Source organism: Archangium minus (assembly GCF_044360475.1).
Classification (GTDB): domain Bacteria; phylum Myxococcota; class Myxococcia; order Myxococcales; family Myxococcaceae; genus Archangium; species Archangium minus.
Genome location: NZ_CP043494.1, coordinates 1,536,964 through 1,553,108, shown reverse-complemented (window position 1 = coordinate 1,553,108; position 16,145 = coordinate 1,536,964). Strand labels below are relative to the sequence as shown.

The window sequence follows — 16,145 nt, the reverse complement described above, 5'->3', positions numbered from 1 at the left end:
GAGGGAACCCTGGCGGGGGGAGAATCTACCGGATGGAAAGCGTCCCACCACGTCCGTTGTCACTGGGTTACCCGGCAATCATCCGGACGAGGGGAGGACCGCCTACACTGGGGGTACACCCCCCTCTCCCTCTGGGAGAGGGGACGGGGGTGAGGGTATATCGGTTTGCCGTCTCCGGAAAACAGCCCACCCCGAACCGAGAATCCTCCCTCCGTGAAGTACGCTTGTGAGCGGAGCCCTCCCGCTGTCGGGCATCCTTGCACGTCCAGGAGTCGGTACTGCATGCGCTACCTCCATGTTCTCGTGCTCACCCTCGCGGCAGCGTGCTCGGGCCCCCGGCGGTACTACCTGCATACTGAACTTCCCAAGCTAGAGGGCAACCTGCTCCTGGCGGTGGTCCCAGGACCCTGGCCGGAGGTGCCCACCGTCATCTCGGACACGGCCAGCATCCCGGATGACCTGGTGCTCCCCACCCTCACGGGACTGATGAATTTGCCAGGAGCGTCGGATGCCTGCGATCCGAATACGAGACGTCCGCGCCAGGATGCATCCGAATACTGTGCCGCCATCTACCGAACCCCGCAGGACTGGCGCGTATCCTGGCCCATCCGGCAGGTGTTCGAAGGAGCCAGCTCGTGTCAGCCTCCGTTCGGAGGGGTCGACGATTCGGACTTCGGACGAGACGTGCCTGTTCTCGGCTACGCCCACAATCACCCCTGTGGGTCCGGCCTCAGCAGCCAGGACTTGAGCGTCTGGCCCATGCTGAAGACGAGCGAAGGTAGCTGGGTGATGGTTGCCTACGGAGTCAGCCCCAGTGGCAGGGTGCTCCGTGACGCCCAAGGAGAGTTGATTCCAGCGTGGGGGTGGCTCGCCACCGGACACAAAAGCCAGCCTCGCTTCTATAAGTGGAATCAAGAGGGAAAAGTGTGGAAGTGGAACGAGAATGAAAAACGATGGGAGTTCCAGACCACCTGCAGGCCGCGCTCGTCCAGCATCCTCAGTCCCAAGGGTGTCCTGCCGGATTGCTCGCCCGAAATGCGATAGCAGGCAAGCATGGAGATGCCCGGACACGTGAGCCCCCCCTTCCGCTCGAGGTCCTACATGCGCAAACCGCATCGCGTCATGCTGCCCGTGTTGCTGTTGGCCTGGACAATGAGCCCCCGAGCCAACGCCACGGACCCCATCTCAACCATCAGGATTCCACTTCCCTTCACCACGGAATCCATCCCCATCATCACGACGCCACCGCCGCTCACCCAGGACACAATCCGCTGGCCGGAGGAGATACGGCCACTGGCGACATTGGACGCGTCCGCCATCCTCGCCGCCAATGCCGCGCTCCAGCATCTCCTGGCCCGCGTCCCACAAGAGTACGTCGGGACGTGTGACTACTCGGCCAAGGCCATGGAAGTGGTGATCGGACAGGAAGCAGGTCTCTATTTCGTCCGCATCAACCGGCGAGCGGACAGATGCGGAGTGAAGTTCCCGGAAGGCGCCATCGGGTTCGATTGGTTCGAGCTGTATGCGGTGTCGCCGGAAGGAAGAGTCCTGGCTCGCTACCCCTTCTCGCCATAGACGCGAACCGGGAGGATACATCAGCTCAACCCGAGCCCGGCCTCATGCCATCCGGCGCATCTAGCGCCTCTAGCTCACGAACTCTCGCCCGAGCCGCCCTACGGGCCTCACGCTGCTCGCGCGCGACCTCATGTGCAGAGGCCTCAGTCCGAAGCAGCCCTACTGTACGCCGCACCCCACTGCTACGTGAGCGGGCCCCTGTCTTTCAGGGGCGCAGGGAGGAGGCGACCCGAGACACTTCGACTCCCACGCCACCTCTCCCTACAGCCTGCACCCAAAAGCGCGCGAGCAGCCTCCAGCGGAGGGCCTCCCACCGGACATCTCGGGCAAGTTGCTGCAGCGCCCGCTGGAATCCACCCCTGTCGAACCAGCACCGGACACGTGGCCACGAGGCCATGCTCGACGTCGTCCACCTCGTACCAGCGGGTGTCCGGCATGTAATCCGGAGGCGCCACCCCTGAGACAGGTAGCGTGTTGCGCTCGCACACACCGTTGATAGCAGGGCACCTACTTGGCGCAGTGCCATGGTTCACCTACAGCAAAGGGTCGTCCTGGAAGAAGGGAAGAAGAGCCTATCCTGCGGGAATAGATACCCTGGCCATACCGCAAGGCTCTCCGCCCATTTCACACCCAGCCGCAAGACCGCATCTCGATGCCACTGCCGCATCGTGACGAGACCTAATGCGATGGTGACTCAACATGGGTAATATGGGGTATGGTCCGCTGGTGACCGATTCTTTCCTAAACGAACCCAAATCCGCACGAACGTCGCCCCCTATCGTTCCCATAAACCTTCAAGAATAAAGATTGAGCCAGGGCTCAATGCCACCTTCAGCAACATACGATATGGATCAGCATCTAACATTGCTGTCGTTCGACGAGACCCACCGAGCTGCAGAAAGCCCTGGACTCTACGCATGGTACGGCTCGCTCTATGCATCCGTAGCCGACTACAAGCGAGAAGTCGATGCCGAGGGCAAGGACATTGGAACCATCAGATTTCGTCGACTACTCGCACGTCATATGCTCCGTTATCAGCCATTCCCTATCGACATGCGTGGCCGAAACACATTCGGTGCGGATTGGCGTGGCGCTCTTGAGGACAAAAGCCAAGACCCAATCCAGGACATCATCTTGGGACGCACTGAAGGAGCAACGGAGTTGTCGGATGACGCGAAAGGATTCAGTCAAAAGCTCGACCGAGTAGCCAATGATGCCAAAACGAGAGGACTACTCGTTCGTGTCCTCGAAACAGCAACCCCAGCCATTTCGGCTCCTATCTATGTCGGTGTTGCCAAAAATCTTCGGGAGCGCCTTGGACAGCACGTTAGCCTGTACAAAAACTTGAAGGATGTCATCGGCAGTGACGAAGAAAAGCTAAGGCTGCTGCGCGAAAAAATCCGCCAAGAAGGATTAGGCTTTGCGCATCGAGCCATTGCGATGGACTTTGGACCCGAACAACTGCGGGTCATCACATTAGATATCAAATCATTGGTTGGTGACCAAGCTTCCGATGAAGAACTGCGCGAAGTCGCCGGCGTAGCCGAATGGCTATTGAACCGTTGGCACAGACCATTTGCTGGGAGAAGATAATGTTTGGCTCAAAAGGCACCAAGATATCTTTTCAACATTCTGTCTATGGAACATGGGGTCGGTTCCGAACGCCCGCAGGGTCCGTCGAATTTCTTGAAACCAAAGCACGAATTGGACCCGCCGCGAAGGATCTTGAACGAAGGCTGGCTCGAGCACTGCGTCCCGTACGGGAAGTGCTTCCTACGCAGATGATGGATTTCAATCAACTGCTTCAGCGAGATCTCGACGACCACCGTGTTGCAACCGAGCTTGTTCATTATGTCCTAGAACCCTCCAAAACCGGACCCGCTTTCTTCCCACCAATCGTTGCGGCCATGCTGCCGTTCGAGGGGAATGAGCCAAAACCACAATTTCCAGCTCTTGCAGAGGTTGGCCCCCTCCAGGATGAAGTGGCACTCTGGCAAGGGTTCCGATTCGGCAGCGCGTTCCAGTTCGAACGCATGATCAACCCTCAGGACAAAAGCGACTTCGAAATAAAACTCGGTCGTGTGTCCTGGAATCCAGAAGAAGTCAAGCTCGTCATCATTGATGGTCAACACCGAGCGATGGCTCTTTTGGCTATAGATCGAACCATCAACAACAGCTGGAGTGAGTCCGGCGAGAAATACAAGTATTTTTATGAACCAGTCATTAGAGACATCCTGAAAGAAAAAACAGAAAAGCAGAGACTTGACCTACTTGAGAACATAGAATTTCCAGTGACACTGGTATGGTTCCCAAGTGCAAATGAGATCGGTGGTGACCATCATGCCGCCGCCCGGAAGCTATTCGTTGACGTCAACCAGAACGCACGCAAGCCAAGCGAATCCCGACTGCTCCTCCTATCAGACGCCGAACTCATCGGCATCTTCACCCGTCGCGTCCTAAATGAGTTTCGGGTTCGAAAGGACACCTTGCCCATTTACGCCGTTGAGTACGACCACCCTGGGCGAGACCAAGCCTCAAGCTCGAAGTGGAGTGTGACATCAAACGTCATCATTCTTAGAGACTGTATCGAGCGAGCAGTTTTTGGGCCCAAAAAGTACATTGAAAATCTGAACCTTGGCTTCAGTGGGCGTGAAAGCGAATTTGATAGATCCCTATTCATGCGGCAAACACTCCAGCTCGATGAAGAGATCGGCGAGACAGTGGAGGACATGCAGAGGAAAAACATCTCCAATATCGATTTTCCCAGAACAAAGCTTGATTTCCTACAAAATCAGTTGATGCGAGGTTGGGGTCTATTCATCGTCCGCATGTTGAGCGAACTCTTGCCGTACAAAGTTCACGGCGAGGCGCTTACAAAACTGCGGGATGGATGGGCGACAGCGGGCTCCACCGATTCTCTCGCCAAAGACGCCATTTTCGAAGGCGTTGGAATGTACTGGACCATTCGAGATAGTTACCAGCATTGGGAACGCTTGAATCAGATCCGAGCCGAGCTAAAGCAACAGCAGACAGCCAGAACAGACGTTGTTCGGACTTGGCAAGTCATGGAGGGGAAAAAGCGCGAGTTCTTGGACCTCCGAAATCAAATCTATATCGGGAAGAGCGACAGCGACGCAACTGAGGCCGTAAACGGTGCTTTTGAAGCATTTTCAACTAACGCATGCCAACTGGGGTTCGTTTTGATGGCTCGAACCATCTCCCTGCGCGGCGGAATAAAGCTTGAAGGAATGAATGCCTTCACGACAGCACTGATACAAGCAGCCAACACAGCCCTGCTCGGAGGTCCAAAGAGCGAGTATGGGCGTCGCACAGCTTTCTGGCGAGGACACGAGGATAGCCTCAACAGAATCACAAAGTTGGATACCCCTTATGCTGTCCACTTCCGATACTTCTGGCTTGAACTCCTCTCTACACCAGAGGCCCAGCCCCACCTCGGTACGGAACTCTCCACTGTCGTGATGACTGCTAGGGACGAAGCACGCAGGGGTTATCTGGCTTATCTTTCCAAGGAGATGGAGAAAGCACTACGAAAAACCGAACCGAACACGAGCAGAGCCCTGCTTCACTCGAAAGCTGACGAGACAGCAGCAGAGACGCTTAGAAAGGCGTTGTACAAATGGTTCGGGATCAAAAAAGCGGAGTTCGAAGATTGGCGTGTGCGCGAATCGCAGGCCAATAATGACACGACAAGTCCAGAGGCAATGGGTGAGGACGCGGTCACGGACACAGGCGAAGAAGCAGAAGCTCCAGCATCTTCGGATGCAGGCGAAGCAGCATCTCCTTCGTTCGATGAGCTTTTGAAGGCGAACATCGAAGAAGACGAGTGAGTGCTGCCAAATTTGAAGCTTGGTACTACAGTTGGACTTTCCCTCGAGACAGGGGCTGCACGAGTCCGAGAGGAGGTACGACTGTAGTACTAAAGACTACCAATTTAAAGGTGTATCAGCAGATCCACCGGAAGGTTTTTCAAGGAGGCCTCTGGAGGCTGAGCCATCCCCTCATTTTAGATGAGACCGAAAGCTTCGCGGAAAACGAGCTGCTCACGGACGAGTTGGGCGAAGCGCTCCATGAGAGGACGCAACTCGGCTTCTCGCATCATGGGCAGGGCCTTGTAGTACATACATCCCTGACGGAAGAGGGAGTAGGTGCGCTTCTTGGAGGTGTTGGCCTTGAGGTAGCGCTCCATGCCGAGACTCTCGCCCGCGGCCCCAGCAGCGTCAGCAGCGCGCACGCCAGGGCACTGACCAGCAGCAACCTGTCTCGCCTGTCCGTCTCGGCGATGCGCACCGAAGACAGGCCCATACCGAAGCGCAAGTCCTTCACATCCCTGAAACCCTCTTCGATGGTGAAACGGCGGCGGTAGAGCGCGACGACCTCGGCACCGGAGGCATCCACCAGGTTGGTGGCCAGACACCAAGCATCCTTCATGCCCTTCTTCTTCAGGCACACCACGGCAGCCACTTCTGTCTCGTCCGCCGTGACTCGCGCTCCTTTGAGCGTGCGCAGGTGGCCCGACTTCGGCACCCACTCCCCGCGGGTTTGCGCTCCCCGTCTGTGTTCGTCACCGTGATGGATTTGCGGAAGCGCACCACGTACGAGAAGCCCAACTGCGCCAGCAGCGCATACAGTGCCTGGTCAGCGAAGCCCCGGTCGGCAAGTACCGTCACCTTCACCTCGCCCGGAATCAGTTCGCGCAGGCGTAGCAGGACGGTGTCCTCCACGTCGTTGCGCTGGCCCTTGAGGGTGGACTTGTGCACTGTCAGCCACACCAGGGGCGTAGGGCGGCCGTGCTTCGTCAGCAGCGAAGCCACCAGGGTGGTGTGGTCATCATCGTCGAAGTCCGTCCAGTCCAAGGCGATGACGGCCTCGGTGCGCTGGGCCAGCATGTACGGCACCCACAGACTGAACAGGTGCCACACGTTCAAGCCCGCATTGGACAGCAACCTGTCTACCTGCTTCACCCCGTGCTTGCCCTTGGTGCCTCGCGCCACCGCCACGGCCTGCCCGATGGCGTACACCGACAAACTCGCGGCGTGGATGACCCCCAGCGTCGCCAGCGACAGTGACAGCACCCGCTTGGCGTGGACGTCCTCGGCGAAGAGGCTGGAGAGGAATTCATGGACCTGCTGCTCGTTGATAGCTGAAGTACCCACTTCTCCGGTAACGTCCATGACCCTACTGCTCGAACTAAACAGCCTACCGACCCCCTCCTCGCCAGCTTGCTAAATGAGGGGATGCCTCAGCTCTGGAGGAGGAAAAGCAGCAGCGTCGCACACGGGTTGCTCAACCCTGTTAATTTTAAACTACATCAACCGCCTAACGCCCGCTGCCATACCGTACCAATCAACATCTCCAGTAAGATGGGACCACGAGATACGTACAGCCCCACGTACATCGATTTCCGACAATCCCATCGCCAGGAGAACATGACTGAGCGTATAGGACTGAGAGGTACATGCGGAGCCATTGGACACCGCCGCAAGCCCCTTCCACGTCAGCATGACAGCTTCTGAATCCAGTCCTGGAAACGAAACGTTCAGAACGTGAGGGAGGGCTCGACCGGGTTCACCATTGACCCTACAGCCCAGAGGCAGGAGCGCACCGAGAGCAGCCTCGCGCAACTGAAGCACCCGCTGCTTCCGTTTATCGTGATCGCGAAGGGCCAGCTCCGCGGCCAAGCCCAGCCCGACCACGAGAGGCACGGCAACGGTACCTGGACGCAGTCCCCTTTCCTGGCCTCCTCCCACCATGAGCGGGGTGAGAGGAATGCGCTCGAAGCCCCGGCGCCGAACAGCAAGCGCCCCAGCACCTTTCGGGCCATAGATCTTGTGCCCGCTGATGCTGACCAGCTCGACTCGCGGGTTCCTCAGTGCGGAGAGGTCCTTGCCGAACCCTTGAGCAGCATCCACATGCAGGTAGGCCGGGTGCTCCACCAGCACGCGGCAAATCTCATCGAGTGGCTGCAGAATCCCGGTCTCATTGTTCGCGTGCATCACCGACACGAGCAGCGTGTCGGGCCGAAGGGCCGAGCGGATCTCCTCCGGATCCACCCACCCCCCTGAGGTCGGGGGCACAAGGGTGACTTCGAACCCACGTTCTCGAAGCCGTTCCAGAGGCTCAAGTACCGCCTTGTGCTCGATCGCCGTGCTCACGATGTGCCGCCGCCCCGTCTTCTCACCGTACGGAGCCAACCCGAGAATGGCCAGGTTGTTGCTCTCGGTCGCCCCGCTGGTAAACAGGACTTCGTCCCGCTTCGCCCCAAGCACGGCCGCGACTTGCTCCCGGGCCCGCTGGACCGCCTGCTGGGCCCGGGCTCCGAAGTCGTGCGTCCTGCTCCCGGCATTGCCGAACTCCTCGGCCATGAACCGCAGCACCACGTCCCGAACCTCGGGCTCCAAGGGGGTTGTCGCGTTGCAGTCGAGGTAGGCCGTCACCGCCAGTTCCTCCTTCAGGAGATGGCACCGATATAACCCCCCAGACTCCATTGGCCAGATCCTTGATTTCTTCGCTCTGTTTGCGATTCTCTTGACGTACAGACGTCATCATTTTTATTGACGTACAGGCGTCGTCGAGATACGCCACGTGACTTTATGCGTCGTGCTGCTGGCCTATCTGATACGTCCTCTCCCGGGCGTCGGTCGAATCCGCCGGCCGCCTTCGGGTACGTGTTCCCTGCCATCCGGGGGCTACAAGCGCACCGGGAGTACTACGTCTCCATGTGCCCGCTGCGGCTCATCCCCCGCATCTTCCTCTTCAACGAGGACGAGCTGATCCCCGAGCTGAGGGCGCAGCGGGTCCTCAACAAGGGGCGCATCCCGGAGATGGCCCGCTACATCCTTGATAACCGCGACTCCTACACGTTCTCGGCGCTCACCGCCTCCATCGACGGCGACGTGCGTTTCGAGCCCCTCGGCGACACGGGCGACGCGCAGAAGCTCGGCAGCCTGCAAGTGTCGATGCACGCGCGGTTCATCATCAACGACGGGCAGCACCGCCGGGCAGCCATCGAGGCTGCCATCCGCGAGAACCCGGACCTAGCCGATGAGACCATCGCCGTCGTCTTCTTCCTCGACACCGGTCTCGAGCGCTGCCAGCAGATGTTCGCGGACCTCAACCGGCACGCCATCCGGCCTTCGACCTCGCTGGGAGTGCTATACGACCACCGCGAGGACGGCGCGAAGGTCGTCAAACACTCGGTGCTGAAGCTCCCTCTCTACCGGGACCTCACAGAGATGGAGCGCAGCACGCTCTCCGCCCGATCACGGAAACTGTTCACCCTGAGCGCCTTGTACACGGCAACCCGCGCCCTCCTTGGCCGCATGGAGGACCGCAGCGACGAGGAGCGCCGGGAACTGGCGATATCCTTCTGGGATGAAGCAGCCAAGCTTTTCCCCGAGTGGCAGCAGGTCCTGGATCAGAAGCTGAGCGCCGCGGAAGTGCGTCGCGACCTGCTTCACACGCACGGCGTTGTCCTGCAAGCGCTAGGACGTGTTGGCAATGCGCTTTTGCGCGAGCAGCCTCAGGCTTGGAAGAAGTCTCTGAAGAAGCTCTCCCGGCTCGATTGGTCGCGCTCAAACGCGCAACTCTGGGAAGGACGCGCCCTGGTAGGTGGCCGGGTGTCGAAAGCCTCCACCCACGTTACCCTTACAACGAACCGAATCAAGGCCCACCTCGGGCTCTCGCTGACTCCCGAAGAGCAGCGCATCGAGGATGCCTTCCTACGAGGAGAACATGCAGCGCGCTGATTCGAAGCGAAGCTCCGCCTTCGAGACCACCGGCATGAAGCAGGTGGTTGCATCCCTCGTCGAGGAGATCCAGGAACTCTACTTGGCGGACCGCGTGCCCTGGGTGGTCGGCTACAGTGGAGGCAAGGACTCGACCGCCTGCCTCCAGCTCATCTGGATGGCTCTCGCGGGTCTTCCCGCGGAGAAGCGGACGAAGACTGTCCATGTCATCAGCACCGATACCTTGGTGGAAAACCCGGTCGTCGCCGCATGGGTGACCCAATCGCTTGAGACGATGAAGAAGGGCGCTACCAGTGCGGGCATGCCCATCGAGCCGCACCGGCTCACGCCTGAAGTCGCGGACACCTTCTGGGTCAACCTCATCGGCAAGGGATACCCCGCGCCGCGCCCGAAGTTCCGCTGGTGCACCTACCGGCTGAAGATCCGCCCCTCCAACGCCTTCATCAGCAACGTCGTCCGCAAGAGCGGTGAGGTCATCCTCGTGCTCGGCACACGCAAGGCCGAAAGCGCCGCCCGGGCCCGTGCCATGGAACGCCATGAGCGCAGGCGAGTGCGAGATCGGCTCAGCCCGAACGCCAACCTGCCCAACTCCCTCATCTACAGCCCCATCGAGGACTGGTCGAACGATGACGTCTGGATGTTCCTGATGCAGTACTCCAATCCCTGGGGCTACAAGAACAAGGAGCTGCTGACCATGTACCAGGGGGCCTCCGCCGATGGCGAGTGCCCGCTCGTGGTCGACGACACGACTCCAAGCTGCGGAGACAGCCGCTTCGGCTGCTGGGTCTGTACGCTCGTGGAGAAGGACAAGTCGATGCAGGCGATGATCCAGAACGACGAGGAGAAGGAATGGATGCTCCCGTTGTTGAAGCTGCGCGATGAACTGGACACCACGGACGACAAGCACCTGCGCGACTTCCGCCGCATGAATGGCCTCGTCCAGCTCCACAACGGGAAGCCCGTCCCCGGTCCTTATACGCAGTCCGCTCGTGAAAACTGGCTGCACCGTGTGCTCAAGGCCCAACGATGGGTGCGCGACAATGGCCCCGAGCACGTCCGTAACATCGAGCTCATCTCCCTCGCCGAGCTCCAGGAGATCCGGCGAATCTGGGTGGTCGAAAAGCACGAAATTGAGGACAACCTCCCTCGTATCTACGCCCAGGCCATGGGGGAGCCCTACCCCGGTCCCGCGCTCGACGACAACCTGATCTTCAGCGCCGAGGATATGGACCTGCTGCGCGAGGTCTGCGGGCAGGACCGCCTGCGCTTCGAGCTCGCACGAGAGCTCATCGATATCGAACGCCGTCATCGCTCCATGTCGAGACGTTCAGGACTCTTCGACGCGCTAGAGGGCTCCATCAAGAAACGCTTCTTCACGGACGCCGACGATGCGACGCGGTACGCCACCGCTCGACAGGAAGCACGGGAAAAAATTGCCGAAATGCGTCAGTCCGACGACCCGAAGCAGCTCGACTTGCTGTCTGGTGAGCCCTCTACGGCCGCTGAGGACCAGGCCGTCTCATGATTCTCGACCAGCTCATCCTCCACAATTTCGGCATCTATCATGGGCGCCACGTCATCGAACTGACGCCCACGTCGAAGAACAAGCCAATCATTCTCTTCGGCGGTTTGAACGGCAGTGGAAAGACCACCCTGCTCGATGCGTTGAAGCTGGTCCTTTATGGAAGGCGCGCCGACTGCTCGAATCGACGGGATCTGCCCTACGAGGAATTCCTGCGCCGCTCCATCCATCGCTCTGTCGACCCACAGGACGGAGCGGCCCTCGAGCTGCGATTCCGCCATCGTGTCGAAGGGGTTGAGAACATCTTCCGTATCCACCGCTCCTGGTCCACGAAGGGCCGGACGGTGCGAGAGCACGTCGAAGTTCTTCGTGACGGACAACCGGACCCCGTCACTACCGAGAACTGGACCGAGCTGGTGGAGGAGTTCATCCCGTCACGGCTCTCCGGATTCTTCTTCTTCGATGGCGAGAAGATCGAGTCGCTCGCTGACTTGGATCGTTCTGCGGAGGTGTTGGCCACCGCACTCCAATCACTCCTTGGGCTCGATCTGGTCGATCTACTTCAAACGGACTTGAAGGTGGTCGAGCGTCGCAACAAGGAGAAGCAACGCTCTCGCGAGGAACAGGAGAAGCTCGCGGCCGCGCAAGCTGAAGTGGAGCAGATCAAGGAGCGCTACTCCGAGGCCGTCACCGAGTGCGGCTCGAAAACCAATCAGGTCGACCGCCAGAAAAAACGCATCCGCGACCTCGAAGAGAAGTTCCGCAAAGCAGGAGGCGAGCTCTACACCAGGCGCGCCGAGCATGAAGCAGAGCGACGTGCCATCGAGAATCGGCTCGACACGACCTACAAGCATCTCCAAAGTTTGGCCGAAGGCGCCGCACCACTGCTCCTCGTGAGGGAGCTGATCGATGAAGTGGCAGCAAAGTCGGCATCTCCCGTCTCGATGCTGAGAGAGGAGCTGCTCACGGTACTGGCTGAACGGGATGAAAAACTGCTGTCCGAGGTAAAACGGGCTGGTACACCCTCAGAGGTTCTTGCCCGAATCGAGCGCTTCCTGAACCAGGACCGCGAAAGCCGTAGGCCCCTACACCCAGAAGACCCGAGCATTCACCTCTCGGAGGAAGCCGATCGCGACCTGGCAAACCTACGTGGGACCCTGCTCTCCGAGGCCCAGGCAACCAGCTCGGTGTTGCTGCGTGACGTCGACTCGCTCACCCAGGAACTCACTCAAGTCGAACGTACGCTCGAGATGATGCCGGATGAGGAGGCGGTCAGCGGTCTGGTTCGTCAGCTCGCTGAGGCCAGGAAAGCGCTGGCAAAGGCGGAGGCCGAGCTGAAAGTTGCCGAGGAAGAGCGCGAACGACTCAACCAGGAACGCTCACGCAAGTGGGATGCCTATACCAAGATGGTCGAGCACGATGTGGATGATCGCTTCCGTCAGGATGAAGCCGACCGCATCATTCATCATTCACAGGGCATCCGCTCGATCATGGAGCAGTTCCGCACACGGGTCTCCGAGCGGCATGTTCGGCGTATCGAGCAGCTCATCCTGGAAGGGTTCAGTCACCTGCTCCGCAAGGATTCGCTCGTGTCCAGGCTATCGATCGACCCGTCGACATACCACCTGTCGATGTTCGGTAAAGATGATCAGCCGCTATCCCCGGAGCGTCTCTCGGCCGGCGAACGGCAGTTGCTCGCGATTTCCATCATCTGGGGGCTCGCACGGGCTGCGGGGCGCCCTCTTCCCGTCGTCATCGACACACCGCTGGGGCGGCTCGATTCGGTGCACCGCAGCCATCTCGTCGAGCGTTATTTCCCCTTCGCCAGCCATCAAGTCATACTGCTCTCCACTGATCAGGAGATCGACGAATCAGGTCTCGACAGGTTGAGGTCCTCTGTGGGCCACTCCTACCGACTGACCTATGATGGGCGAGAGCAATCCTCTCGTGTGGAAAAAGGTTACTTCTGGGATTAGAGCGCACGATGGTCATCGAACACATCAAGCTGTCCCAGCAGGCGAAGGAACAGCTCATCAAGCTGAAGCGCGTCACGGGCATCATGAACTGGAACGTCCTGTGCCGCTGGGCGTTCTGCACGTCGCTCGCCGAGCCCACGCCACCGCACGCCATGCGGATTCCGGCAGACAGTTCCGTGGAAATGACGTGGAAGACCTTTGGAGGCGAGCACGCGGAGATTTATGAAGCGCTCCTGCGCGCCCGCTGTCTTCGGGACGGCCTGGAGCTCTCGGACGAGATTCTCGCGGAGCAGTTCCGCCTGCACCTCCACCGGGGCGTCGGATACCTGTTCGCCGACAAGAAGATGCGTGATGTCGCCGACTTGTTCCGGCGCATCCCCGAGCTCGCCTCGTGAGCGAGGCCAGACCAAGCTTCGCCCGCCACCGGACTGCACTCGAGCGAACGGACCTGTCACGTCCCGTACGTTTGGCGTTGAATGATAGCATCATCACGCAGAACACCCGCGTCCTCGATTACGGATGCGGCCGAGGAGGGGACATCCGGCGCCTGCGCGAGCGTGGCATCGATTGCGACGGATGGGACCCCGCCCACCGTCCCGAGGGTCCCCGCGTCCCAGCGGATGTCGTTAATCTCGGTTACGTCGTAAACGTCATCGAGGATATCGAGGAACGAGCCGAGGTGCTCCGCTCGGCTTGGTCCCTGGCCAAGCAGGTCCTCGTGGTGGCAGCCCGGCTCGAAGTGGAAGCCCATCAGTCCATTGGAGGCTGCCACCAAGACGGGTTCGTGACGCGACTGGGAACCTTCCAGAAGCTTTACCAGCAAGACGAACTCCGCCGATGGATCGACGGCACGCTGGAAGTCACGGGTGTGCCTGCGGGTCCTGGCGTCTTCTATATCTTCCGGGAAGAGGCCGCTCGACAGACCTTCCTCGCATCACGATACCGGCGGCTCAGTGCAGCACCTCGGGCCCGTCGCTCCGACGAACTCTTCGAGCGCCACAAAGACATCCTGCAACCGCTGCTCGATTTCTTCGGGCACCACGGCCGCCTGCCGCAACCGGAAGAACTGGGCGGAGCCCAGGCCATTTGCGAAGCGTTCGGTTCGATTCAACGCGCGTTCCGCGTCGTCCAAGCGGTCGTGGACGAGGCCCAATGGGAGGACGTGCAGCAACAACGCACGGAGGACCTCCTCATCTACCTCGCGCTCTCGCGCTTCAGCCAGCGACCTCGACTCACCGAACTTTCTGCTTCGCTCCAACTCGACATGCGGGCGTTCTTCACCTCGTACAAGGCCGCCTGTGAGCTAGCTGATGCCCTGCTGTTCTCAGCGGGCCACATGCCCAGCGTGGACCGACTCTGCCAGCAATCGACAGTCGGCAAGCAGACCCCGTCCGCACTCTATGTGCACGAGTCGGCCCTCGATAAGCTGCCCCCAGTGCTCAGAATCTACGAGGGATGCGCGCGCACCTTCATTGGGTCCGTCGAGGGCGCGAACGTCATCAAGCTGCATCGCGGCAGCCCACAGGTGTCCTACCTCTCATACCCGGACTTCGACTCAGCTCCGCATCCGAGCCTGAACAGTTCATTGCTCGTCGCACTCCAGACGTTCCGTATCGAGATGCGCCACTTCAGCAATTCGAAGAACCCTCCCATCCTCCACAGGAAAGAAGAGTTCGTCACGGAGACCTATCCTCAACGTGCGAAGTTCGCCCGGCTCACGGCGCAGGAGGAGCGGCATGGGTTGTACGTATCCCCAGAGCGGATCGGCACAAAGGCGGGCTGGGAACAGGTCCTGAATGAGCGTGGAGTGAGTCTCCGAGGGCACCGCGTCGTGCTGAACAAGGAAACCACGAAGTAGGCACCCAGGAATAATCCAGGCGTGCCATGCGCCAAAGATGAAACAGGAGCGGCGCTATTCGATACCGCTCCAATACGTGCTGAGATAGCGCTCATCGAGTGCCCATTCATCATCCATGGCCGCGTACGAGGTTGCCCGCCCTCCCGCGCTCGAATGGGCCTTGGTCGTAAGCAGACCAGCGTGCCAGAGCACCTGCTTGAACTTGAAGACCGCAGAGGGATTGAAGGCAACACCCTCGAGATTCTCCAGGTCGTTCTGAGAAGGGTCGGCCAGGAACAGTGAACGAGCCAGGAGCTCGTCTGTGCGCATAGCCGCCAGAAAGAGCTTTGGTGTCGGCAGAGGTCTCGCGCTCTGTCGGAGGGTATCGAGCACCAGACGAACGGCCGCCTGGCGAAGCAGCACCGCTCTGACGACAGCAGCAACCGCCGAAGCCTCCTCAGCGAGCTGACGCCTCTTGTCGATCGGTGAGGAGAGCGAAAACCCTACTGCGGAAAGCAACTCGGCTGTCGTCAGACCATCGAGAGTGGGCTTCCCGGAAGAGTCTATCAGCCCCAAAACGGAGGCACCTTCGATAGCATGCTTCCGAGTACCCTCGGACTGGAGATCCGGCCAGTGCCTGCTCATTGCGTCCAGCACTGACTCCCTGGGGAAGCTCACGGCCAGCCACGGCACCACGAGGTAGTTGAGAGGATGATTCAACTGGAGACGCCTCGTGACGGGAATCCCCTGTAACGCGGCCACCACCGTCCCCATCGTCCAGGGATGGGGGAGCGGCTGGGCCGGTGCAAGCACCTCTCGCCACTCGCGCTCGACCCGCAGCAGCAGCCCGATCCCATCGCGACGCGCTGTCTCCTCCATTTCTGGATTCGCCACTGGGCCCGGCAGAGCAAGGTATGCGTAATGAACACCCCTGCGGTAGCGGCGGGCTTGCGCGAGTCCCATGACCCAGTCGCTCACCGAAGGCTTCACCTCAAACCCGACCACAGAGGGCCAGGTAGGGCGTTGCAGCGTGCAGAGAAGGTCCGGGTATGCCCCGTCTATTGGGACGCGCCCCACGGGCTCAAGGCTCCGCGCGAATCTTGATTGCAGGTAGGAAGGCTGCGAATCGACGAGCACGTTTTCCACGGGAAGCCCCTGGAGTCCCCGCGCAAGCAGGTGGACCTTCAGCGAATGGACGACCTCTGCCTCAGGAGCCAGTCTCGTCATCTCCTCCCGGCGCAGTCTACGCAGGAGCGTTGCGCCCCAGGCTCAAGCCATGCGGGAGGCGCTGAAAACACGAAAGGCCGATACGTTGTGCGTATCGGCCTCGGTCTACTGCGAACTCATTTGAAAGTGCCCAGGGGCGGAATCGAACCACCGACACGGGGATTTTCAGTCCCCTGCTCTACCAACTGAGCTACCTGGGCGTGCTGCGCAACCGCTCGAAGTAACGGCGATTTACGGGGACT

General features: G+C 60.0%; 12 protein-coding genes, 1 tRNA gene and 1 pseudogene. 9 read left to right on the top strand and 5 right to left on the bottom strand.

The genetic code is table 11. From position 1 onward, the window contains the following. The first annotated feature begins 282 nt into the window (after positions 1-282). From F0U60_RS06515 to F0U60_RS06500, 4 genes are all read left to right on the top strand, one after another. Complete coding sequence (locus tag F0U60_RS06515) at positions 283-1,044, top strand: hypothetical protein (RefSeq protein WP_395815496.1); 762 nt, start codon at positions 283-285, stop codon at positions 1,042-1,044. A gap of 57 nt (positions 1,045-1,101) precedes the next feature. Continuing rightward, complete coding sequence (locus tag F0U60_RS06510; RefSeq protein ID WP_395815494.1) at positions 1,102-1,575, top strand: hypothetical protein; 474 nt, start codon at positions 1,102-1,104, stop codon at positions 1,573-1,575. A gap of 846 nt (positions 1,576-2,421) precedes the next feature. Beyond that, positions 2,422-3,168, top strand: a complete 747-nt coding sequence (locus tag F0U60_RS06505; RefSeq protein ID WP_395815492.1) for a hypothetical protein — start codon at positions 2,422-2,424, stop codon at positions 3,166-3,168. A gap of 188 nt (positions 3,169-3,356) precedes the next feature. Beyond that, a complete protein-coding gene (locus tag F0U60_RS06500) occupies positions 3,357-5,423 on the top strand; it encodes a hypothetical protein (protein WP_395815490.1) in 2,067 nt (688 codons plus the stop codon). 176 nt (positions 5,424-5,599) lie between these two features. Here F0U60_RS06500 and F0U60_RS06495 read toward each other — a convergent pair whose 3' ends face one another. The 3 genes and pseudogenes from F0U60_RS06495 to dndA form a co-directional block, all read right to left on the bottom strand. Further along, positions 5,600-5,782, bottom strand: a complete 183-nt coding sequence (locus F0U60_RS06495) for a hypothetical protein (protein ID WP_395826041.1) — start codon at positions 5,780-5,782, stop codon at positions 5,600-5,602. A gap of 155 nt (positions 5,783-5,937) precedes the next feature. Beyond that, positions 5,938-6,482, bottom strand: a pseudogene (locus F0U60_RS06490) (transposase); the annotation flags it as partial. Positions 6,483-6,899: 417 nt separating this feature from the next. Further along, positions 6,900-8,030, bottom strand: a complete 1,131-nt coding sequence (gene dndA / locus F0U60_RS06485) for a cysteine desulfurase DndA (protein ID WP_395815488.1) — start codon at positions 8,028-8,030, stop codon at positions 6,900-6,902. Between the two features lie 156 nt (positions 8,031-8,186). Here dndA and dndB point away from each other — a divergent pair, with 156 nt between their 5' ends. Genes dndB through F0U60_RS06460 form a run of 5 tightly spaced genes read left to right on the top strand, consistent with a single transcriptional unit; the run spans position 8,187 to position 14,697 of the window. After that, entirely contained in the window at positions 8,187-9,341 is a 1,155-nt protein-coding gene (gene dndB / locus F0U60_RS06480) for a DNA sulfur modification protein DndB (RefSeq protein WP_395826006.1), read from the top strand. Further along, positions 9,328-10,866 (top strand): DNA phosphorothioation system sulfurtransferase DndC, encoded by a 1,539-nt coding sequence (dndC, locus tag F0U60_RS06475; protein ID WP_395815486.1) that lies wholly within the window; start codon positions 9,328-9,330, stop codon positions 10,864-10,866. Before dndB ends, dndC begins: the two co-directional genes overlap by 14 nt. Then, on the top strand, positions 10,863-12,839 hold the full coding sequence (gene dndD, locus F0U60_RS06470; RefSeq protein ID WP_395815483.1) for a DNA sulfur modification protein DndD: 1,977 nt from the start codon (positions 10,863-10,865) through the stop codon (positions 12,837-12,839). The genes dndC and dndD overlap by 4 nt, the downstream gene beginning before the upstream one ends. Positions 12,840-12,847: 8 nt before the next feature. Next, a complete protein-coding gene (dndE, locus tag F0U60_RS06465) occupies positions 12,848-13,234 on the top strand; it encodes a DNA sulfur modification protein DndE (protein ID WP_395815480.1) in 387 nt (128 codons plus the stop codon). Then, complete coding sequence (locus F0U60_RS06460; RefSeq protein WP_395815477.1) at positions 13,231-14,697, top strand: DNA phosphorothioation-associated putative methyltransferase; 1,467 nt, start codon at positions 13,231-13,233, stop codon at positions 14,695-14,697. Before dndE ends, F0U60_RS06460 begins: the two co-directional genes overlap by 4 nt. A gap of 54 nt (positions 14,698-14,751) precedes the next feature. On the opposite strand, the gene F0U60_RS06455 is transcribed toward F0U60_RS06460, so the two are convergent. Further along, positions 14,752-15,903 (bottom strand): hypothetical protein, encoded by a 1,152-nt coding sequence (locus F0U60_RS06455; protein WP_395815474.1) that lies wholly within the window; start codon positions 15,901-15,903, stop codon positions 14,752-14,754. Between the two features lie 127 nt (positions 15,904-16,030). Next, a tRNA-Phe gene (locus tag F0U60_RS06450) sits at positions 16,031-16,103 on the bottom strand. Positions 16,104-16,145 lie beyond the last annotated feature (42 nt).

What these genes read in the sequence shown, in the direction of transcription:
- F0U60_RS06515 (WP_395815496.1), top strand. Translation starts at nt 283, where the DNA reads ATGCGCTACCTCCATGTTCTCGTGCTCACCCTCGCGGCAGCGTGCTCG.
- F0U60_RS06510 (WP_395815494.1), top strand. Translation starts at nt 1,102, where the DNA reads ATGCGCAAACCGCATCGCGTCATGCTGCCCGTGTTGCTGTTGGCCTGG.
- F0U60_RS06505 (WP_395815492.1), top strand. Translation starts at nt 2,422, where the DNA reads ATGGATCAGCATCTAACATTGCTGTCGTTCGACGAGACCCACCGAGCT.
- F0U60_RS06500 (WP_395815490.1), top strand. Translation starts at nt 3,357, where the DNA reads ATGATGGATTTCAATCAACTGCTTCAGCGAGATCTCGACGACCACCGT.
- F0U60_RS06495 (WP_395826041.1), bottom strand. Translation starts at nt 5,782, where the DNA reads ATGGAGCGCTACCTCAAGGCCAACACCTCCAAGAAGCGCACCTACTCC.
- dndB (WP_395826006.1), top strand. Translation starts at nt 8,187, where the DNA reads ATGCGTCGTGCTGCTGGCCTATCTGATACGTCCTCTCCCGGGCGTCGG.
- dndC (WP_395815486.1), top strand. Translation starts at nt 9,328, where the DNA reads ATGCAGCGCGCTGATTCGAAGCGAAGCTCCGCCTTCGAGACCACCGGC.
- dndD (WP_395815483.1), top strand. Translation starts at nt 10,863, where the DNA reads ATGATTCTCGACCAGCTCATCCTCCACAATTTCGGCATCTATCATGGG.
- dndE (WP_395815480.1), top strand. Translation starts at nt 12,848, where the DNA reads ATGGTCATCGAACACATCAAGCTGTCCCAGCAGGCGAAGGAACAGCTC.
- F0U60_RS06455 (WP_395815474.1), bottom strand. Translation starts at nt 15,903, where the DNA reads ATGACGAGACTGGCTCCTGAGGCAGAGGTCGTCCATTCGCTGAAGGTC.